The sequence below is a fragment of the Marinobacter nanhaiticus D15-8W genome, assembly GCF_036511935.1.
Lineage (GTDB): Bacteria > Pseudomonadota > Gammaproteobacteria > Pseudomonadales > Oleiphilaceae > Marinobacter_A > Marinobacter_A nanhaiticus.
Map to the genome: position 1 here is coordinate 2,547,164 of NZ_AP028878.1, position 21,348 is coordinate 2,568,511.

19 protein-coding genes are annotated in these 21,348 nt (G+C 58.7%); 11 read left to right on the forward strand and 8 right to left on the reverse strand.

Annotated features, from left to right (window positions below; genetic code table 11):
• Positions 1-29 precede the first annotated feature (29 nt).
• The 5 genes from RE428_RS11395 to RE428_RS11415 form a co-directional block, all read right to left on the reverse strand.
• Positions 30-1,637 carry a carboxyl transferase domain-containing protein gene (locus tag RE428_RS11395; protein WP_004582135.1) on the reverse strand — a complete coding sequence of 536 codons (1,608 nt, stop codon included), beginning with the start codon at positions 1,635-1,637 and terminating at the stop codon, positions 30-32.
• Between the two features lie 6 nt (positions 1,638-1,643).
• Complete coding sequence (locus RE428_RS11400; protein WP_004582136.1) at positions 1,644-2,813, reverse strand: isovaleryl-CoA dehydrogenase; 1,170 nt, start codon at positions 2,811-2,813, stop codon at positions 1,644-1,646.
• A gap of 175 nt (positions 2,814-2,988) precedes the next feature.
• Positions 2,989-3,384, reverse strand: coding sequence for a MerR family transcriptional regulator (locus tag RE428_RS11405; RefSeq protein ID WP_004582137.1), 396 nt, complete (start codon positions 3,382-3,384; stop codon positions 2,989-2,991).
• 114 nt (positions 3,385-3,498) lie between these two features.
• Positions 3,499-4,155, reverse strand: coding sequence for a transglutaminase-like cysteine peptidase (locus RE428_RS11410; RefSeq protein ID WP_004582138.1), 657 nt, complete (start codon positions 4,153-4,155; stop codon positions 3,499-3,501).
• Between the two features lie 8 nt (positions 4,156-4,163).
• Entirely contained in the window at positions 4,164-4,826 is a 663-nt protein-coding gene (locus tag RE428_RS11415; protein ID WP_004582139.1) for a type II secretion system protein N, read from the reverse strand.
• A gap of 505 nt (positions 4,827-5,331) precedes the next feature.
• On the opposite strand from RE428_RS11415, the gene gspE reads away from it, so the two are divergent.
• From gspE to gorA, 11 genes are all read left to right on the forward strand, one after another.
• Positions 5,332-6,849 carry a type II secretion system ATPase GspE gene (gene gspE / locus RE428_RS11420; RefSeq protein WP_004582140.1) on the forward strand — a complete coding sequence of 506 codons (1,518 nt, stop codon included), beginning with the start codon at positions 5,332-5,334 and terminating at the stop codon, positions 6,847-6,849.
• A gap of 3 nt (positions 6,850-6,852) precedes the next feature.
• Positions 6,853-8,067 (forward strand): type II secretion system inner membrane protein GspF, encoded by a 1,215-nt coding sequence (gene gspF, locus RE428_RS11425; protein WP_004582141.1) that lies wholly within the window; start codon positions 6,853-6,855, stop codon positions 8,065-8,067.
• A 65-nt stretch (positions 8,068-8,132) separates the two neighbouring features.
• The gene (gene gspG / locus RE428_RS11430) at positions 8,133-8,573 is read left to right on the forward strand and encodes a type II secretion system major pseudopilin GspG (protein WP_004582142.1); all 441 of its coding nucleotides are present in this window, start codon (positions 8,133-8,135) and stop codon (positions 8,571-8,573) included.
• 50 nt (positions 8,574-8,623) lie between these two features.
• Entirely contained in the window at positions 8,624-9,151 is a 528-nt protein-coding gene (gspH, locus tag RE428_RS11435) for a type II secretion system minor pseudopilin GspH (protein WP_004582143.1), read from the forward strand.
• Positions 9,151-9,549 carry a type II secretion system minor pseudopilin GspI gene (gspI, locus tag RE428_RS11440; RefSeq protein ID WP_004582144.1) on the forward strand — a complete coding sequence of 133 codons (399 nt, stop codon included), beginning with the start codon at positions 9,151-9,153 and terminating at the stop codon, positions 9,547-9,549. Before gspH ends, gspI begins: the two co-directional genes overlap by 1 nt.
• Positions 9,539-10,345, forward strand: coding sequence for a type II secretion system minor pseudopilin GspJ (gene gspJ, locus RE428_RS11445; protein WP_004582145.1), 807 nt, complete (start codon positions 9,539-9,541; stop codon positions 10,343-10,345). The genes gspI and gspJ overlap by 11 nt, the downstream gene beginning before the upstream one ends.
• A complete protein-coding gene (gene gspK / locus RE428_RS11450; protein ID WP_004582146.1) occupies positions 10,342-11,364 on the forward strand; it encodes a type II secretion system minor pseudopilin GspK in 1,023 nt (340 codons plus the stop codon). The genes gspJ and gspK overlap by 4 nt, the downstream gene beginning before the upstream one ends.
• A gap of 30 nt (positions 11,365-11,394) precedes the next feature.
• Positions 11,395-12,708, forward strand: coding sequence for a type II secretion system protein GspL (gene gspL, locus RE428_RS11455; protein WP_004582147.1), 1,314 nt, complete (start codon positions 11,395-11,397; stop codon positions 12,706-12,708).
• Positions 12,705-13,229: a type II secretion system protein GspM gene (gene gspM, locus RE428_RS11460; RefSeq protein ID WP_004582148.1), complete on the forward strand. Its 525-nt coding sequence runs from the start codon at positions 12,705-12,707 to the stop codon at positions 13,227-13,229. The genes gspL and gspM overlap by 4 nt, the downstream gene beginning before the upstream one ends.
• Before the next feature lie 439 nt (positions 13,230-13,668).
• Positions 13,669-14,337 carry a GNAT family N-acetyltransferase gene (locus RE428_RS11465; protein ID WP_004582149.1) on the forward strand — a complete coding sequence of 223 codons (669 nt, stop codon included), beginning with the start codon at positions 13,669-13,671 and terminating at the stop codon, positions 14,335-14,337.
• A 227-nt stretch (positions 14,338-14,564) separates the two neighbouring features.
• Positions 14,565-15,935: a glutathione-disulfide reductase gene (gene gorA / locus RE428_RS11470; protein WP_004582150.1), complete on the forward strand. Its 1,371-nt coding sequence runs from the start codon at positions 14,565-14,567 to the stop codon at positions 15,933-15,935.
• Positions 15,936-15,955: 20 nt separating this feature from the next.
• Here the strand turns inward: gorA and RE428_RS11475 are convergent, their stop codons facing one another.
• From RE428_RS11475 to RE428_RS11485, 3 genes are all read right to left on the reverse strand, one after another.
• The gene (locus RE428_RS11475; protein ID WP_004582151.1) at positions 15,956-17,950 is read right to left on the reverse strand and encodes an ATP-binding protein; all 1,995 of its coding nucleotides are present in this window, start codon (positions 17,948-17,950) and stop codon (positions 15,956-15,958) included.
• Positions 17,943-18,947, reverse strand: coding sequence for an ABC transporter substrate-binding protein (locus tag RE428_RS11480; protein ID WP_004582152.1), 1,005 nt, complete (start codon positions 18,945-18,947; stop codon positions 17,943-17,945). The genes RE428_RS11475 and RE428_RS11480 overlap by 8 nt, the downstream gene beginning before the upstream one ends.
• Before the next feature lie 216 nt (positions 18,948-19,163).
• Positions 19,164-21,272: a TonB-dependent receptor plug domain-containing protein gene (locus tag RE428_RS11485; protein WP_004582153.1), complete on the reverse strand. Its 2,109-nt coding sequence runs from the start codon at positions 21,270-21,272 to the stop codon at positions 19,164-19,166.
• Positions 21,273-21,348 lie beyond the last annotated feature (76 nt).

A 21,348-nucleotide genomic window follows, 5' to 3' on the forward strand; every position in this document is an offset into this window, starting at 1 on the left:
ACGGCTAAGGAAACAGCGCTCGGCAAAGGCTACATCCGGAACAGGCCGAAGCGGGTTTCCTCTGGTGGCGCATTGAGTGCGGCCGACAGGCTGAGTCCAAGTACGCGACGGGTATCCGCCGGGTCGATCACGCCGTCGTCCCAGAGTCGGGCGCTGGCGTAGTAGGGATTGGACTGGTGTTCGAACTGATCGATAATCGGCTGCTTGAACGCCTGCTCTTCATCGTCACTCCAGCTTTCCCCACGCCTTTCCTTGCCGGCCCGCTTGACGTCGGCGAGTACGCCGGCGGCCTGTTCGCCGCCCATAACGGCGATGCGCGCGTTGGGCCACATCCAGAGGAAGCGGGGTTTGTAGGCCCGACCGCACATGCCGTAGTTACCGGCGCCAAAGCTGCCGCCGATGATCACCGTGAGCTTGGGGACACGGGCGCAGGCTACCGCAGTGACCAGCTTGGCGCCGTGCTTGGCGATACCATCGTGCTCGGCCTGCTTACCCACCATGAAGCCGGTAATGTTTTGCAGGAAGATCAGTGGAATGCCGCGTTGACAGCACAGCTCTACAAAGTGGGCACCTTTCTGGGCCGACTCCGAGAACAGAATGCCGTTGTTGGCGACGATTCCCACCGGCATGCCATAGAGGTGGGCAAAACCGCAAACCAGTGTCGAACCGTAGCGCGCCTTGAATTCATCGAATTCGGAACCGTCCACCAGCCGGGCGATGACCTCGTGTACGTCGTAGGGCGTCTTCAGGTCACTCGGGACGACGCCGTAGAGTTCGTCAGTCGGGTAGAGGGGCTCCACCGGTTCCTTTCGGCGTACGGCATCCGGGCGTTTGTAATTCAGGTTGGCGATGCACTGCCGTGCCCGTTCGAGAGCTTCGGCTTCCGTATTGGCATAGTGGTCTGCCACACCGGAGATACCGCAATGCACATCGGCGCCGCCAAGTTCTTCCGCACTGACGCTTTCCCCGGTGGCTGCCTTTACCAGCGGGGGGCCTGCAAGGAAGATTGAGCTTTGCTCACGCACCATGATGCTCTCATCAGCCATAGCCGGCACGTAAGCGCCACCGGCGGTGCAGAGGCCCATGACCACGGCAATCTGAGCGATGCCCTTGGCGGACATGTTGGCCTGGCGGTAGAAAATATGACCGAAGTCTTCCTGATCCGGGAAAACCTCGTCCTGGCGCGGCAGGTTGGCACCGCCCGAATCCACCAGATAGATGCAGGGTAGGTGGTTTTCCTCGGCGATGGTCTGGGCGCGGATATGCTTCTTGACCGTTAGCGGGTAATAGGTGCCGCCTTTGACCGTGGAGTCGTTCGCCACAATCATGCATTCGATGCCGTGGACCTGTCCGATCCCGGCAATGACACCGGCTGCCGGGACGTCTTCGCCATAGACGTCGTCCGCGGCAAAGGCACCGACTTCCAGGAACGGCGAGCCCGGATCCAGCAAGCGATGGATGCGCTCTCGCGGCAGCAGTTTGCCCCGATCCTTGTGGCGTTTCTGGGCATGCTCGCCGCCGCCCTGGGCGATGGCGTCGAAGCGCTCCTTGCGATCCGCACAGAGGGCGGTCATGGCCTCAAACCGCTCGGCGAATTCGGGGGACTGGGTCTGGACCTTGGAGTGAAGGATAGCCATATCGACTTACCGTGATTCGTTGAACAGTTCGCGACCGATCAGCATGCGGCGGATTTCCTGGGTGCCTGCACCGATCTCGTAGAGTTTGGCGTCCCGCAGCAGACGGCCTGTGGGGAATTCGTTGATATAGCCGTTGCCACCGAGGATCTGGATGGCTTCCAGCGCCATCTTGGTCGCCCGCTCTGACGTGTAGAGGATGACGCCGGCCGCATCCTTGCGGGTGGTCTCGCCCCGGTCGCAGGCCTGTGCCACGTTGTAAAGATAGGCGCGGCAGGCGGCCAGTTCGGTGTACATATCGGCCAGCTTGCCCTGGATCAGTTGGAATTCGCCGATGGGCTGGTCGAACTGTTTGCGCTCGTGGACGTAAGGCACGACATTGTCCAGACACGCCTGCATGATGCCAACGGGGCCACCGGCCAGGACGACACGCTCGTAATCCAGGCCGGACATGAGAACGCGAGCCCCTCCGTTTTCCTGGCCGAGGATGTTTTCCTCTGGCACTTCGACGTCCTCGAAGATCAGCTCGCAGGTGTTGGAGCCGCGCATGCCTAGCTTGTCCAGCTTCTGACCCTGGGAGAAACCCTTGGAATCCCGCTCGACAATAAACGCGGTGATGCCGTGGGCGCCTTTGCTGGTGTCGGTCTTGGCATAGATGACGTATGTATTGGCGTCGGGTCCGTTGGTAATCCACATTTTGTTGCCGTTGAGGATATACCGGTCGCCTTTCTTTTCGGCACGTAGCTTCATGCTGACCACATCGGAACCGGCGTTGGGTTCGCTCATTGCCAAGGCGCCGATATGCTCGCCGCTGACCAGCTTGGGCAGATACTTGGCCTTCTGCTCATCGTTACCATTGCGGAAGATCTGGTTGACGCAGAGGTTGGAATGGGCGCCGTAGCTCAGGCCAATGCTGGCCGAGGCCCGACTGATTTCCTCCATGGCAACGGTGTGCGCCAGGTAGCCCATGCCGCTGCCGCCGTATTCCTCGCTTACCGTCATACCCAGCAACCCCATCTCGCCAAGCTGCGGCCAGAGGTCATTGGGGAACAGGTTGTCGCGATCCACATCCGCTGCTCGCGGCGCAATGCGGTCGGTCGCGAATTGATTGACCTGGTCGCGAAGCATATCGATGGTTTCGCCCAGCCCGAAGTTCAGAGAGGTGTACTGACTTTTCATAATCGTTTCGGCTCCTGGCCCATAACCTCGGTTACGGCCCTTCGTTGTCGTTGTTGTCGGTTCAAGGCGGGCTGTCGGCTGGCAATGCCGGACCGGTTCAGCCCCCCTGATTCAGTTCGTCGATGCTGATTTCCCGTACACGGGGTTTCTGGGTCTTGCCGGTGAAAGACGGAACCTAAGGCTCCAGGGCTTTCAGGGCAACCTGACATCGCTCCTCCGCCGCATCGAGTTCGTTCTGCATGATTTCGATGTCTGCAAGCTGCTGCTTCAACCCTTCACGTCGTTCATTAATTTTTCGCTGTAACGCCTTGAGCTGATGGGTATTATCTGAAGACGGGTCATACATCTCGATGAGCTCCCTGGATTCCGCCAGACTGAATCCAAGGCGTTTACCCCGCAGGATCAGCTTCAGCTTCACGCGATCCTCGCCCGTGTAGACCCGAACCTGGCCATCTCTTTCGGGCTGGAGCATGCCGGCTTCCTCGTAGAAGCGAATGGTCCGTGTCGTGATATCGAATTCGCGGGCCAGGTCGCTGATCGAATAGGTCCGCTTGACGTTCAGGTTGCTCATTCTCTGACTGCTCACGTTAACGTTAACGTAAAGCTAATACACGATGAAAAATGATGTCAACGATTAGTCGGCAAAAATTGAGTTTAAATAGCCGCTCACGGGCCTCGAAGAAGGCTAACGTAGGGAGTCGATCAGCCGGTTATTCAAGTCGGTCCAGCGCTCTAGCTTGTCGGCATTACCGATACGCTGGGCTTCGTCGCCAAGTCGTTGCAGCCAAAGGCCTTTGCCGTTGAAGCTGTAGACCGGCTCCAGGTCTGTCCGTTTCGATGCCGGTCGGATTTCATTGATCAGGTTATCGAGAATCAGCGGGTCGGCATCGGGCGTGGGGTACCAGGCGAGGACCATATGAGCCTGGTTCAGCTCGATGGCTTTGACGTAAGTAATGCGGAGCTGGTCGTCCGGCACGTCGAGCGCCCGGAGGGTAAGGTACTTGGCGATGGAAAAGTCTTCACAGTCACCGCCGTTGGTGGCGAGCAGTTCCACCGGGGTCGCCCAGTAGTCTTCGGTGTCCCAATGTTCGATGTCGTTGACGAATCGAACCTGATTGAAAAAGGAGTTCACCAGACGCAGTTGGCGTTCTACCGGGGCTTTGCTTGCAAGATCCTGAAGATCCTCCCAGCGTTCCAGCCGGCTGCGGGCGTCCTGGCCATATTCCTGGCCAATATAGTCGAGCAGACGCGAACTCAGCTCAATGCCAATGACCGCTGTCGCTGTCAGTGACAGGGCCAGGCCGACGACTTTCAAACCCTGCCTGATCCGCGTCGGGGTCATTCCTCGCCTCAGTTACTGTTCTGGCGCAACCGCTCCCTGAGTTCTTCAAGCCGGCGCCGGATCTCTTCCCGACGATCTCCGGACACCGGAGAAGTGGAGGGTGCAGGCCGCGTAGCGCGGGCGTTTGAAGGAGCCGGCATCGGCTGGCTGACGTCATGTTCATTATCGCCTCCCGTCAGATCGATGCCGCTGCTGTCGGAGGTTTCAGGGAAGTACAGGTTTTCAAGCTTGCCGCTGCGCTCGATGATCACGCGGTTAGCGTAGACAGAGCGCAGTGTGGCGTTGCCGGGAAGCTCGTCGCCGATAGCGTAGGCTTCGGTCCGGCTGTCGGAGCCTTCGATCAATGCGCTGGCAATGGCATTCTCTTCATCGCCGGCCATGACGCCCCGCAAAAAGAGTCTCAGATTGGTTTCCGGCAGGTTTTCTGTCGACTGCGGCGCAGCCTGGACCTGGGCCCCGGGCTGGCCGAAAAGATCGATTCCGGGAAGATCGATATCCGACTGCTGTCTTACCGAAGCCGGTTGCCGCGCCACCTGGCGCTGGGACGCTTCGCTCGAGCGGGCCTGCTCGGCCTGGTAAAACTGCCACCCCTGCCAACCCAGCGATGCCAGCATGGCCAAAGCGAGCACCAGGGCCGCAATCAATGGGAGTCGGGTAAAAATACCATTCATTAGCTGGACTGATCTCCGTACAGGTACGCTTCGGGTGCATCCTTGAGAAAGGTATGGAAACTCTTTTTACGAGTATTTTCAGTGTTTATTGAGCGCCTTTTAAAGTACTTTGTCAGCAGGTTCAGTGTTCCGGCGCCGCGTTTTACCCGTCCTTTCTCTGACCCGGGGACGACTGTTGTCGTTCAGTTCCCCGCGTTGAGCCTATAATCGAACCCGCCAGCGAATCGCACTGTAACAGTTTAGACAAAGCGGCGGTAAATACTCTTGTAGTCGAGGCGACGGAAATACCGGCCTCGGCAACAAAAAAACACAATCCTGATTAAAGGGGAAAAGGCAACGGCTTGCATGCCCGAGCGATTCCAGTCCCGCCAAAAGCTGCGCAAAAATAAACGATTACGCGCGTCGCGCACTTGACGGATATCGCAATTTTCCCGATAACTCCACAAAGGCACCAAACTCCCTTCATACGTATGGTAGCCTTTGCCTTCGTTAATGACAGGAACAGATGAGGATCAGCGTGGAAAACGACCTCGACATGCGGGTGCAGGATGCTCCGGTTGGCCGTTTGCCGTTTACCTTCGCCAAGCGGCACGGCGTCATCCTGACTCGCGCGGATACCGGCGAGGCTAAGGTATTGGTGCGCCCGGGAGCGTCTCCCAATGCGTTGGCCGAGGCCAACCGCATCAGTGGGGGCCGCGCCCGGTTCGAGGCGATCGCGCCGGAAGATTTCGACGATGCGTTGAACGCGGCCTACCAGAGCGATTCCGCCGAGGCCATGCAGATGGTCGAGGGTATCGGCGAGGATATGGATCTGGCGAGCCTGGCGGATTCGGTTCCCGAGACCGAAGACTTGCTCGAACAGGAAGACGACGCGCCGATTATCCGCCTGATCAACGCTATCCTGACCGAAGCCGTCAATACCAACGCCTCGGACGTCCACATCGAGACCTATGAGAAGCGCCTGGTGGTGCGGTTCCGGGTCGATGGCATCCTGCGGGAAGTGGTCCAGCCGAAGCGCGCGCTGGCGCCGCTGCTGGTCTCGCGGATCAAGGTTATGTCCCGACTGGACATTGCCGAGAAGCGGGTCCCGCAGGATGGCCGCATCTCCCTGCGTGTGGCCGGCCGAGAGGTCGACTTGCGGGTTTCGACCATGCCGTCATCCAACGGCGAGCGCATCGTGCTGCGTCTGCTGGACAAGCAGGCCGGTCGTTTGAGGCTCGAATCACTGGGTATGGCGGATCGCGACTTCGCTATCCTTCGCAAGCTGATCCACCGGCCTTACGGCATCATCCTGGTCACCGGGCCGACCGGTTCCGGTAAGTCCACGACGCTTTACGGTGCTCTCCAGGAGATCAACGACCGCAGCCGTAACATCCTTACGGTCGAGGACCCCATCGAATACAACCTCTCCGGCATCGGTCAGACCCAGGTCAACCCCAAGGTGGACATGACCTTCGCCCGCGGCCTGCGGGCCATCCTGCGTCAGGACCCGGATGTGGTGATGATCGGGGAGATCCGTGACCTGGAAACCGCCGAGATTGCGGTGCAGGCCAGTTTGACCGGTCACCTGGTGCTGTCCACGCTGCATACCAACACCGCCGTCGGCGCCATCGCGCGTCTGATGGATATGGGTATCGAGCCGTTCCTGATCTCGTCCAGTCTGGTGGGCATCGTGGCCCAGCGTCTGGTGCGTGTGTTGTGCTCGCACTGCAAGGAAGCCTATACGCCTTCGCAAGAGCATTGCGAGTTCCTCCAGCTCGATCCAAATGACCCGCCACAAATCTACCGGGCAAAGGGTTGCAACGAATGCAACCAGCTGGGCTATCGCGGACGGATGGGGATCTACGAAGTGGTCAAGGTCGACGAGAACCTCAGTCAGTTGATTCACAAGCAGGCCGGCGAACTGGAACTCGAGCATGAAGCCCGTCGTCATGGCCCGAGTATCCATGCCGACGGGGTGGCCAAGGTATTGAATGGCGCCACGACAGTGGAAGAAGTCCTTCGTGTGACGCACCGGGGTTAAGGAATGCCCGCTTATAACTACAAGGCCCTGGATGTACGGGGAAAACAGAAGCACGGCGTGCTGGAAGCCGATAGTCCACGCGCGGTCAGACAGCAACTGCGGGAACGCCGGCTGACGCCGTTGTCGGTGGAAACCGCACGCGACAAGGAAGCCCGAAGCAATCCCCTGAGTCGCCGTGGCGGTGGTCTCAGTGTTTCCGACCTGGCGCTGGTTACCCGCCAGATTGCTACATTGATCCAATCTGGCATACCGGTTGAACAAGCGCTCGGCGCAGCCGCCCAGCAGTCGGAGAAACAGCGGATCAAGAGCATGATGATCGCGATCCGCTCGAAGGTCATGGAGGGATATTCCCTGGCCGACAGTCTCGGGGAATTCCCGCGCGCCTTTCCACGACTCTATCGTTCGACCGTCGCCGCCGGTGAGCACGCCGGTCACCTCGACCTGGTACTCAACCGCTTGGCGGATTACACCGAGGCCCGGCAGGAAGCCCGGCAAAAGATCCAGCTTGCGGCGATCTACCCCATCATCCTGACGGTGGTCGCTATCGCCATCGTAGTGTTCCTGCTGACCTATGTGGTACCTGACATCATCGAGGTCTTCGTCAAGCAGGGCCAGACACTTCCGGCACTGACACGCGGCATGCTGGCGGTCTCGGACTTCCTGGCGGACTACGGGATATACCTGGCAGCAATCCTGGTCGTGGCTGCAATCATTTTTCGCATGGCGTTACGAAAAGAATCGAACCGACTGCGTTTTCACCGGTCTCTGCTGCACATGCCGGGTATCTCCGGGATGTCCCGTGGAGTGAATACGGCACGTTACGCCAGTACGCTGTCGATCCTCACCACCAGCGGCGTACCCCTGGTCGAGGCCATGCGCATCGCCGGGGAGGTCCTGTCCAACGACTACCTGAGGCTGCGCCTGAAGGATGCGGCCCAAGCGGTGTCCGAGGGCAGCAGCCTGCACAAGTCGCTCGACAATACCGGCTATTTCCCGCCGATGATGCTGCACATGATCGCCAGCGGCGAAACCAGTGGAGAGCTCGACCACATGCTGGAGCGGACGGCCAACATGCAGGAGAATACGCTGCAGGCCAAGATCCAGACGCTGGTGGGGCTGTTCGAGCCGTTGATGCTGCTGGTGATGGGTGGGGTGGTACTGATCATCGTGCTGGCGATCATGCTGCCGATTCTAAATATGAGTAATCTGGTCGGCTAAGTGGCTGCAGAGCCGCTGCCAGGGACTGACCAAAATAAACCGACGATTCAAAGAGACGGATGACAATGAAGCAAATGAAGAAGAGTGGCGGTTTCACCCTGATTGAGATCATGGTGGTCATGGTAATTCTCGGTCTGCTGGTCGCCATCGTGGCGCCCAATATCCTGGGCCGTAGCGACCAGGCGCGGGTCACCGTGGCGCAGACCCAGATGAGCAATATTGCCAACGCACTCGATCTCTATCGCCTGGACAACGGCCACTACCCATCGACCCAGCAGGGACTCCAGGCACTGGTCAGCAAGCCCAGTGGCAGCCCGGAACCGCGCAACTGGAACCCCGACGGCTACCTGAAGTCGGTGCCGCAGGACCCGTGGGACAATGATTACCAGTATATCAGCCCGGGCGTAAACGGCCCCTACGACCTCTATTCCTACGGCGCCGATGGCCGCGAAGGTGGTGACGAGGACGCCGCTGATATCAGCGTTTGGGACGACCCGAACCAATAAACCGGCTACCGGCCCGGATATCGACGATCAGTCAGGTGGTACTCACGATTATGCGCCGTTCTCGCGGGTTTACATTGATCGAGATTATGGTGGTCATGGTCGTGGTGGGCCTAATGGCCGTCATTGCCGTGGTGAATATGGGCGGCGGCGCCCAGCAGCGCGAACTGGAGAACGCCGCCCGCGAACTTTTCCTGTTGATGCAGACGGCCTCGGAGCAGGCGGTGCTCAACAACCAGGAAATGGGGCTGGTGATCGACGATGAATCCTACCGTTTCCTCGCGTTCAACAGCCTCGAGCGTGTGTGGGAACCGCAGGAAGAACGGCTTTTTAGTGCACGTGAAGTGCCTGAATGGATGGCACTGACCTACCAAACAGAAGATAACTTACCGACGCTACCGGGTGTAGAGGACGATGAAGACGCTCCTCGGCCCGATCTGGTCTTTTTCTCGTCCGGTGAGATTACTCCCTTCGAAATGCAAATGACTGCGGGTGATAACAGCGACCTGGTGTACAGCATCGAATCCGACGGCCTCAATGGATTGGACTGGCGTACCCCGGGTGACGAGGACGAGTTGTGATGTCTGCCGTAGTCCGCCCAATGGCTCCCCGACGATTCCGGGGCTTCACGCTGATCGAGGTACTGGTTGCGGTGCTGGTCTTCGGCGTCATTGCGACCGCTGCGTCCGAAGTGGCGAGCAATTATATCGGTACCTACGAGCGTATACGTGACCGCACCCTGGCTACCTGGATAGCTGAGAACGAAGTCACCGAGATGCGCTTGCTCGAGAACCTGCCAGAGATTTCCGAGGAAACCGACGAACTGGAATACGCCAATCGCAATTGGCAATTGGAAACCGTAGTCAGCGCAACCGAAGATCCTCGTATCCGACGGGTTGAGGTGAGCGTGGCCTCGCTGGTCGATGACAATGAACCGGTACCGTTGGCTCAGATGACGGGGTTCCTTGGTGATTACTGATCTCGCCAGACGCCCGCGATTTCATACCTCCCGCCAGGGCGGGTTCACCCTGTTGGAAGTCCTGATCGCCGTTGGCATTACAGCGCTGGTCGGTATTGGCGTCTGGCAGATGATCAACGGAGTCATTCGCGCCCGTGACCGGGTCGACGCGGTAGCGGAGGAGTTTGCCCAGTTGCAGCGGGCGATGGTGGTCATCGAGCGAGACTTCAATCAGGTGGTCAACCGCCCGATACGCGATATCTATGGTGATCCGCGCTATGCATTGACCAGTCGGGAAGAGGGCATAGTGGTGTCGCTGACCCACCAGGGCTGGCGTAATCCACTGGGGAGTCGGCGCAGTGACCTGCAACGGTCCACGTACGAATTCACGGGGGATGAACTGCATCGTCGCTACTGGGGTACATTGGACCTGGCTCAGGATGCTGAGGGGCGAGACCAACTGCTGCTAAGCCGTGTGACCGATGTTCAGGTCCGCTTCATGGACGAGAACAACAATTGGCAGGACGAGTGGCCAACGGCCGAGGGCGTGCAGGAAACGTCGAATTCTCCGGGTGCCCTGGTGGCAGTCCCTTTGCCAAAAGGCGTAGAGGTCGTTATCGAGCACGAGCAGTTCGGCGAGGTTCGGCGCCTGTTCGCGCTGCCTGATTTCGATCCTGAGTCCGCCCAGGGCTTCATCTCACAGCAAGGCGGGGAGGGAGATGCCGAAGAGGATGAAGACGACCAGGCATCTTCTGATGACCAGCAGACACCGGACCCGGGCCAAGACCCGGGCGTGGGCTCGGAGACGCCTCAATGAGGCGGCCGAGGCCCGAAACGCCTCGCCATCAGGAAGGCGTCGCGCTGATCATGGTCTTACTGGGTATGGCCCTGGTGGTGACCATGGTGGCGGGCATGATGCAACTGCAATCCCTGCGTATATACAAGGCAACGCACTACCTGTCCCAGAGTCAGGGTAAAGCGATCGCGTTTGGTGCCGAGGCATTTGCCCAGCAGATCCTGTATCGGGATTTCGAAGAAGACCAGGAAGACAGTACCTTCGTCGACAGCCCGGACGAGCCCTGGGCCCAGTATTCAGCCCTGATTCCCTACGAGGAATCGGGAACCGTTGAGGTCCAGATCAACGACCTCAGCGGAAAGCTCAACCTCAATAACCTGCTGGATGCCTCCGGTGCGGTCAACGAACTCACCCGCAATCGCCTGGAGCGCCTGATGCTGACACTGGATATTACGGATATCCGCGCGGAGGCATTGATTGACTGGGTAGACGCCAACGACCAGACAGTGTCTGCCTATGGCGCAGAGGACGGGGAGTATCTCGGACTCGATCCACCTTATCGCGCGGCCAATCAGCCTTTCGTCAGCATCTCAGAGTTGCGTCTTATTAATGGCATGACCGAGGAGTCGTACCAAAAACTTGCGCCCTATGTGACCGCGTTGCCCGTATCCGGTACCGGAATCAATGTTAATATGGCGCCAGCCCCGGTGCTCCAGGCCCTGCATCAGAACCTGACGACACAGCAGGTGGAAACGATTATCGAGCAGCGGGAAGAGGAGCGGTTCGAAACGGTACAGGACTTCCTGGCCCATCCTGTTTTTGCGGGCCTGGGCCTGGATGCCAGCGGTCTTGCGGTGCGCAGCGATTTCTTCGATATCGCGTCCCGGATCACCTTTGATGACCGGGTCTATCGCCTGGTCACGACCATCTATCGCGATCCCCAAGGGAAAATGTTCACCGTGCGCCGTGACGAAAGCCAGACGAACCTGATCACCAAGGAACGCTTTACGCTCTCTGGAGACGGTCAACCCTCTGAGTGACCGTGGCAGAACAACAAGGAAACCAGATTCATGTCCTATCGACTCTACATGCAGCCGGTGCCGCCTTTCGGCGCACTGCACGGCGATATCGAGGGTCAGCGCTTCAACTGGACGCTGATCGACGCCAGCGGCGTGTTCCAGGCTGGCGGGCAGGGCGACGACCGGGAGGTTGTCGAACAGACCCTGACGCAGAACGATCTCGACCATGTGCGGCTGGTTGGACTGGTGCCCGGCGACGAGGCGCTTTTCTGCTTTGCCGAGATTCCGGCCAAGCAGGCGCGCTACGTGCGTCAGGCGCTGCCGTTTGCGGTGGAGGAGCAGATCGCCCAGGACATCGACTCGGTTCACCTGGCGCTGGGTGAACGCTCCGAGCAGGGGTTCCGGGTTGCCGCGATCGACCGTCAGCGCACGGCCATCTGGCATGAGCTGTTCGATGCGGTCCAGGGGGCGGATCTGGACTCTCTGTATCCCGACGCTGCATTGTTACCGGTCAATGAGTGTCGCTGGTGCATCTGCCTGCTTGGGGAAGACACGCTCGTCGCTGGATCTCGCGGCGAATGGTTCCGCATGGACACCGCGAACCTCGGCATCTTCTCGCATACGCTGGCGTCGCCGGATGAAAACGAAGTGGTCGCGGAAATCAGCGTCGCCCTCTATGGCAGCGAAGCCGACTTCGAAACCTATGCTGGCGTCGTTAGCGAGCTTCAACAACAGGAGCGCCTAAAGATCACCAAGGAGGCGCTGGAGATGACGCCGCTCGAGCTGCTGGCGCATTCCCACCACAACCTGCTGTGTTCGCCGATCAACCTGTGTCAGGGCCAGTTCGAGGCAGTGGATCGCAGTGGCGGCCTTTGGCGTTTATGGCGGCCGGCCGCGGTCATTGCCGGTATCTGGTTCCTGCTGCAGGTGGGTGTCGAAGTTGGGCTGGGCTACTATCATTTGCAGGAGGCCCGGCAACTGGAACAACAGGCCATGTCCATCTATCGAGGCGTTTTTCCCAACGATCGGCAGGCAACGCCGCAGAACGTTCGTCGGGTGCTCGAAGGCCAACTCCGGCTGGCGCGGCAGCAGGGGCCGCAGGCGGATTTCCTGTCGCTACTGAGCCAGGCAGGAGCGGAGTACGACCGTCTAGGCGGCGGGCAGAATGTCCAGTTCGATTCGGTCAACTACAGTCGTCAACGTGGAGAACTTGTGGTGGAACTGCGTGCGGACAGCTACGATCGGCTAAGCTCGTTACGGAGTGCGATCGGCGATCGCGGCCTGGAAGCGCGGATCGGCTCTGTGGTCAATGACGCCAGTGGCGCCCGGGCAAGGTTGACGGTGAGCGGAGGTGCCGGCTCATGATGCAGCAGCTTCGTAAGAATCCATCGGTCCAGAAGCTCATCACCCAGTACGATCACCTGCCCAGACGGGACCAGCTTGCGTTACAGGTGATGGCGGTCGCAATAGTCCTGTTCCTGCTGTATTTCCTGATCTGGCGGCCGGCAACCGGTTTCAATGCCGATGCCCTGGATGAGCGCCAGTCCGCAGCCGACCTCTTGGCCTGGATGCAGCAGAACGAAGGCGAAATTCGTAACCTGGCAGCTTCAAGCGAGAACGCCGGGGTGGCTTCGCAGATTACGGACACGCGCTCGCTGATGGCGACGGTGACCAGTAGCGCCAGCGAGGCAGGCCTGTCCCTGCAGCGTTTCGAGCCGAGTGGTGAGAGTGGTATGCGGGTCTGGATCGAAGACGCGGCCTTCAACCAGGTGGCCCGCTGGCTGGAAAACCTCACCCAGCAATACGGTATAGTCGTCGACCAGGCGTCGATTGATCGCGAGGACGACCCTGGGATCGTGAGTGTGAGGCTATCCCTTGAGATTTAAGACTCTTTGCGGATTAGCCTGAACGGGAGGCGCGGCGGAAGGCGCAAACGTTAGGGCACCTTCGGTGCCTCAGAAGCTAAAGCGTCTGCTACAGGCTCGAGTTCGCGGGGTAATGTAGCCGACGCTTCAGCTTCGGTGCAGCCCGTAAGGCTGCCTTTTTTAGGATCAACTTCTTTCGAAAAGCGTGGCCGCCAAACCGCAATGAACTAGCTTCAAATGGCCGTGAGCAGGGTGATCAACAGCCTGATAGATGGCCCCGAGCGTTCGGGGTCTAAGTTAGAGATTTAAAGGGCTTCAGGGACTGAACCGCACGCTCTCGTCCCCGAGGCTCCTTGACCAATCGCTTTGGCATACTTGTGGAAGGCGGCTTGTACCGGATATGGACCAGACGGCGCGACTGTCTGGCTTTGTGCGTCAGGCAACAGATCCGAGGTGAATCATGATCTCTGGCAATGTCGAAAACGATACTGCGAACGCTGAACCGGTTGTTGTTCGCCTGGATAGCAGCGCTCTCAACGAAGCTAAGTCGATCCTCTATAAAGCCTACCGGCACGAGCCCACTTTCCATTATCTCTTTGAGCACCAGCGAGCGGGGTACGACCAGCGCGTGCGGGCTACGGTACGGGAGCTCATCAGCCTCTACTTCGAGTTGGATCAGGACGCGATCGGCCTGATGCTCGGCGATACCCTGGTGGCGGTCGCCTTCCTGGGCGACCCCGAACTACGACTGAACCTGGCGCAACAGTTTTCCTGGCGTATCCGCATGATGCTGACCGCCGGTTTCTCCGCCACCCGCCGCTATATCGACTATCACGAACAGATCCGCGCCCGGTTGCCCGAGCAGGGCACGCACCAGTTGCCGCTGATGGGTGTCCACCCCAAGTACCAGAACCGGGGCTACGGTCGGATCCTCCTCGAAGCCGTGGAGCGGCTGTGCGAAGATAACCCTCGCGGCCAGGGTCTGGTCCTGGATACGGGCAACAGCCGTTACCTGCAATTCTACGAATCCCTCGGCTTCCGTAATCTCGGTGAAGTTGAAATGGGGGAGTTGCGGGAATACATCCTCTATCGCGATGTTTCTACGCCGCTCGAAGCAGCGACGAAGTAATTTCAGTCTGGACAGCGCATCCTGAGTCCAGGGCAGCCCTGCACCCGGGTAATCGGTCTCGAGCCTCGATAGGAAATCGTGAACGAGTAAATCAGTCTTGAACCGGGTAAGCAGTCCTGAACCGAGATAAACAGTCCTGAACCGGGTAAACAGTCGTGGGTCCGGAAAAAGAGCGCTGAACCTGAAAATCAGCCCCAAGTGGTGACAAGCAGTATCAAGGAGTGAATGTGTCGGATAAGTTCGAATTTGACCTGGTCGTTATAGGCGCCGGTTCCGGTGGGGTACGCCTGGCGCGGATGTCCGCCCAGAGGGGCGCACGGGTCGCTGTCGTTGAATCACGCTACCTGGGGGGTACTTGCGTCAACGTGGGTTGCGTGCCGAAGAAACTCTTTGTCTACGGTTCCCACATCGGTGAAGACATCGAAGACGGCGCGGGCTACGGCTGGAGTGTCCCCCGCGACCAGGTAAAGTTCGACTGGCCCACCCTGGTGGCCAACAAGAACACAGAGATTCACCGGCTCAACGGGATCTATCAGCGGCTGCTGGAGAACACCGGCGTCACCATTATAGAGGGTACGGCCCATATCGACGATCCGCATACCGTCGTGGTTGGGGACCGGAAGATTTCGACAGGCCACATCACTGTCGCCACAGGGAGTTGGCCAGTCATACCGGATATTCCCGGCAAGGAGCATCTCGTCACATCCAACGACATGTTCTACCTGCCGCAATTGCCCAATGAGGCTGTCGTCTGGGGCGGAGGCTACATTGGCGTGGAGTTCGCGGGCATCCTGGCTGGACTCGGTGTGAAAACCACCCTGGTCTACCGGGGAGATCTCTTCCTGCGTGGTTTCGATGATGACATTCGCGAATTCGTCGCCGGCGAGTTGCGCAAGAAAGGTATCGATCTACGCTTTGGCACGACTATCCAGGCGATCAAACCGGAAGGTTCCCAGTACAACCTGGAGCTTAGCGACGGCTCGGTCCTGGAAGCAGGGCTGGTCATGGCAGCGACGGGGCGTCGGGCGCTGGTGGACGGCCTGGGCCTCGACGCGCTTGGTGTTGAAATGACCCCATCAGGGCACATCGAAGTCGACGATCATTTCCAGACGGCGGTACCATCGATCACCGCGCTGGGGGACGTCATTGGAACACCGCAGCTCACGCCGGTAGCGCTGGGGCAGGCCATGGTGTTGTCACGGAGGCTATTCGGTGACGGCGAGGGAGTCATGGACTATGCTGCGATCCCAACCGCTGTATTCTGTCAGCCGAATATCGGCACCGTGGGGCCAACGGAAACCGTCGCCCTTGCCGAGTACGGTCGTCTGCGCATCTACAGGTCCGAGTTCAAACCGATGAAACACACGCTTTCAGGCCGTGAGGAGCGTTGCCTGATGAAGCTCATCGTTGACGATGCCAGCGACAAGGTGGTGGCTGCCCACATGGTGGGCCCGGACGCGGGTGAGATACTGCAGGGGCTGGCTGTTGCCATCAAGGCTGGTGCCACGAAGGCGGTGTTCGATAGTACGGTGGGCATTCATCCCACCTCGGCGGAAGAGTTCGTCACCATGCGCGAACCCGAACGGACCGTCGGTTAAACCGGGCCGGGTTTTCGTTCCTACTCAGCGTCCATACCGGTGTCCGGCATTGGCATCCACCGATTGATGACGTTCCTTAATTTATCCTTGCGTACCGGCTTGGCCAGGTAGTCGTTCATGCCCGCTGAGCGACAGGCATGATCGGTCCCGGGCAGCGCATCGGCGGTTAATGCGATGATCGGCAATGGCTCCCTCTCCTGGGCCGATTCCCAGGCGCGGATGCAGCGGACGGCCTCGTAGCCGTCCATCACCGGCATCTGGCAGTCCATCAGGATCAGGTTATAGGTGTGGCGGCCCTCGGTTACCAGGTTCACGGCGACCTCGCCATTTTCGGCGCTAATGGTCTTGAAACCGAATCGACGGAGTAGGGCGCATGCAACGCGCTGGTTAACCTCATTATCCTCGACCACAAGTGCCAGAGGTGTCTCCTGTAAATCCGTCCGGGGCGCCGGATTCAGTGTCTCGCCAGACCCGAGGCCTTGGGAAGGGGCGTCTGTTGCCAGAGGGACCGAACTGCCTTCGCTTTCTGCTGCACTGAATGGAAGCTCAAAGTAGAAGGCGGAGCCGGTGCCCAGATCTGTATCTACCCGGATATGCCCCCCCATCAATTCGATCAGCCGCTGTACCAGGGCCAAGCCCATGCCTGTTCCGCCGTAGCGCCGGGAGGATGAGCTGTCCACCTGTTCAAAGCTGTTGAAGATTCCCGAAATGTATTCGGCGGGAATGCCGGAACCGGAGTCGCGGACCTCGCAGCTGAGGTAGATGGATTCACCTTCCACCTCCAGCCATTCGCAACGGACACTGATATGGCCTTCCTCGGTGAACTTGATGGCATTATCGAGCAGGCCGGCGAGTACCTGGCGCAGCCGACCGGCATCGCCCCGAACCCGGCCTTCGCGGGGCCAGTTCTGGGAAAAGCGTGCTTCCAGCTCCAGGCCTTTCACCTCGCATTCATGGCGATGCGTGGCGATACAGTTCTCGATCAACTGGCGTAAGCCAAAGCTTCGATGTTCGAGCACCAGGGTCCCGCGTTCGACCCGCGAATAGTCAAGGATATCGCTGATCACTGTCAGCAGGTCCTCTGTGGCCCGCCTTGCCGTCTGCATGTAGTCCTTCTGGCGCTCGGACATGGGTTCGTCGGCGACCAACTCGAGCATTCCCAGCACGCCGTTAAGTGGGGTACGCAGCTCGTGGCTCATCATGGCAAGGAACTCGGACTTCGCACGGCTGGCCGACTCGGCCCGTTCCCGCGCTTGCTCGGAGGCCTCGAGTGTCCGCTCGCGGGACGCACGTAACTGGGAAAGATGGGAGGCAAGTGCGCCGAGGTTGTGCTCCAGTTCGCTGATTTCCTCGGCGACATGGGACGACTTTTCCGGCGCCTCGTAGCGGCCATCAATCAGCTTCTTGACGTTGGCAGTGAGGTTCTGGATCGGGCGCGAGATCCGGTGGGCTATTTGGTTAATGATCAAAAGCGTGACGATCAATACCGAAACAGCCACCGCAAAGGAGGTGAATATAATTTCCTGGCGTTGCGCGGTCAGCCGCGAACTCGATACGGCAACCTCTACCGAGCCAATGCGCAGGGCGCCGGAGTAACTGGACAACCCTGGTTCGAACCAATCCAACTGGTTATCGTTTTCCAGGGCCAGCGGTTGTTGCAGGATTTCCGCGTGGAACACGAAAAAATTGTCGCTTTCCGGCGATACGTTGTTACGGGACGCCATACCTACTGACTCGTCGGTAACATCGCGCACACGGATCCACGCCACTTCGCTACGCTTGAGGGTGCGATCGAGAATCTGCTGCAGCGCCTCGCGATTGCCGGAAACGACCGCATACTCCACCGCAGGTGCCAGGTTGTCGGCGACCACCTGGGTCGATCGGAACAGGTCGCGTCTCACATCATCCAGCCGGACGGAGGTGAAGAACACAAGCAACACAAAAAACATGAGGATTGCGGGCACAGTCCCCAGTAACAGCAGTTGCCGATTTAGCGGGCGTTTTCGCCTAATCATTTCCCACTCCTGTTTTTTGCGCGTCCAACGCTCGCAGGTTCTCGACAATGACATCCCTATCTGGAAGGGGAATATTCAGCGATCTTGCGACCTGTTGGTTGAAGGCCACTGAAAACTGCTCGGGATAGCCTGTTTGGGGCAGGTCTCCCTGTTTCAGATACTGCTCTATGATGCTTGCGGCGTTTTCGATGATGATTTCGGTCGGCGTAAAGGTGGACGCCAGTGCGCCGGCCTGGACAAAAGCACGTTCAGGACCGATCAATATGCGGTTATGGCGATAGGTTGTAAGCAGGATATGCTTGATGGTCTGGCGGTTGTAGATTTCTGGATCGGGCGTACCGAGCAGGAAATCACCGAAACTCAGCGCGCGGTTAAGCGTGGCGACCAGGTTTGCCGAGCTCTTGACTGTAAACACCCGGAGTTCGAGACCGTAGGCATCGAGCTCATCAGCCAGTTCATGATAAGAATGCTCTTCGCCCGGCCGGGCCAACACCGATACAGTGGCGGCATGGGGGAGGACCTGCTGGCCGAGTAGAGCCTGACGTTTGAGCGGTGGGTTATGGAAGAGCGCCGAAAAGGGTGCACCTCCCAACCCGGCATACTGTTCGACCTGATGGTTGCTGACCATCAGCGCGAGCAGCGGGGGGCGGGGCTCTTGTTGCATCACCTCGTTGACGGCCGCCGATCCCAACGCGACAACCAGGGTGTCCGGCAGACGACGGCTGGCATCTGGCGTGTAGGGGCCTATCCGGATACTGCGGGAGAACGCAGCGCTTAAGCGGTCACGGAACGCCAGGTTGAAGGAACGATTGTCAGAGCCCGCGAGTAGGATATCAGGCTGCCCCTGCGGTGTCGGCGGGAAAGCGGCCCCATTCTGTTGGCTGAGGGCCATTGAGGGTACAAGGCAGGCAACAAGAATGGCGAAGAACATCACCTGGAGTGGGATGGTACGGGAAACATCCTTCGCCTTTGAGACCCAATGCGTCAATTCTGACATGCCACGCCTACCGGGTTGACTGCTCTGCGTACCGGGAAAACGGACGTTATCGACGAGAGCTTGAGGCACGGGGCGCATAGACCAGACGATTCGAACCTCGCTGATGTCCCCGAGTCCCAAAAAACCATTGTCGAAGCTGTAGCGGTCATCCCTGAATCCAGCACCATACCTGCCGTGGTTGTCATTCCTGCACTATTACGAATTGCTTACCATCATTCAGAATCGGAGGCCGGCCTCAACGTAGAATTGATTGCGGTCATCGATGATGTTGTCTTCACTCTGCGGCGGTTCATCATCCAGGTAATGCTGCATGATAAACGCCAGATCGTAACTGAATCTCGGCTGGTGGAAAGCTTTTGCCAGGCGGAAGTCCAGCCTCTGGAACTGGTTTCGTTTCAGGCTATCCGCCCAGTAGAAGGCCGTCGCTGACGTTAGATCCAAAGGATAGCTTTGTATCCAGGCCACACTGCCTGAATGCTCGACAGTCAACCGGCTTTCGAGGTCGATGAACTTCTGTTTTTCATCAAAGGTCAGCGGTGGCGTCTGCGCGTCACCCCGGTATTCGCCGTCCTGGTCCATATAAGCGTAGGTTGCGCGTAGCTGGGTGTCGCGGAATTCGACAGAGGTTTCGACTTCGAAACCCTGTTGATCGAGCGCGACGTTGTTGTCCAGGTTCCAATCTTCGGGGCTCAACAGACCGCTAACCACATCGCGAATGTGGTCGTGGAAGTACTTCACCTCAAGCGAGAGTAGCCCCATGCCCAGGCGCTTCTGACCGAAATAGCTGATCTCGCGTGAAATAATCCGCTCCTCGTCGAATGGGTCCCGGTTTTCGTAGGTCGCCACGCCTTCGAGGAAGCGTTGACCTTCCAGCGTCCCATACTGGTCTGCCGGCTGAACGTTGTGCATCCGGTAGCCCCAATCCGCATTCTGCTCGAAGGTGCTGGGGATCCGTACGGCTTCGGAGTAGACGAAGCGTAAGGTATGGTTTTCGGCAAGCTGGATATTTGCCGCCACACGCGGCGAGAAAAAATTCTTGTCGATGTTCGTCGTCGTCTCCCAGTTGCCGCCAAAGTTGAACGTCAGCCAGTGGATCGGCGTGTATTCAAGGTTTCCGAAGGCGCGGAACTGGTAATTGCTCTCTTTGCCATTGAAGTAGGTGTCCGACTCCACACGATCTTCCCGGTAACCCATTCCGGAGACGAGCCGAATGTCCTGGGAGAAGATATACGTGTCCTGCAGTTCAAACTCGAGTCTGGATTCCTCGATATCCTGGTTAGTCGTAAAGCAGTAGTCGAAATCTTCCGGACACCAGCGCCAGTCCTGGTCGTGGTGGTAGTCCTGAAAGCTGGTCTGGATATGCAGGAAGTGCTGTTCGGAGTCCACAATATTCCAGCGAGCCTGGATATAGTAGTCGTCGACATCAATATCGGGCTGGGTTTGAAAATCACCGGTCTTGAAGCGATCTTCTTCGTCGACGCCTTCGATATAACCGAGGCGGATCTCAACGTTGTCGCCTCCGCGAAGTGGTTTGATGGCATCGTAGGTTACCAGATTGAAGGCGTAGCCATCGTGGAAAGGTATTTCCTCGTCGTTTTCGATCTGACTGTCGAAGCCATCGTCCTGGCGGCGCTTATAGGCCAGGCGCCACTGGTAGCTATCGGACACGTTACCTACCGAACCGTATGCCGTTTTATAGCCACCGGTTCCGAAACTTGTGCGTAGATTGACACCATCCGTTACCGCAGGGGATTTGGTAATGATGTTTATGGTGCCCAGGAACGCATTGATACCATACGCCGCCGCGTTCGGCCCACGACTGATCTCGATGCGCTCGATATTCTCGAGGCCCACCGGCATCGCCTGCCATTCCACGCCTGCGAGGTTGGGCTGGTAGGCGGTACGACCGTCGATCTGCACCTGCAGGCGCCGCTGGTCGTAGGCTACGGTACCGTGGTAGCTGGTTACCGGCTTGTTGCTACCTACTCGGGCGACTGTCATGCCCGGCACCAGACGGAATACCTCCACCAGGCTGCGAATACCGAGTTGTCGGATCAGCTCGCCCTGGATAATGGTGGTCGTTCCCGGCACCCGGGATTTCGGCTGCCGCAGCTTGGTGGTGGTGAGCACCTCGGGCATGGGCTCTTCGAGCACGAAATCATAGTCGCCCTCCAGATTGGAAGAAAATTCGGCGTCGTCGAGCAGGCCTTGATCGCCAGGGATGGAAGAGAAAGGCGTGTTATCCTGAGCGTGTACCTGAAGGGGAAGCCCTGTAAGGAGGATCGATAGAGCCCCATACTTGAAAAACGAGGGAATAGTCGTCATTAGTAAGGTCGTTCTGTAGCCAAGCGCAAGTGTGCTGCTCTGGTGCGGCACGAATTATTATTGGTGGGCCAAAGGC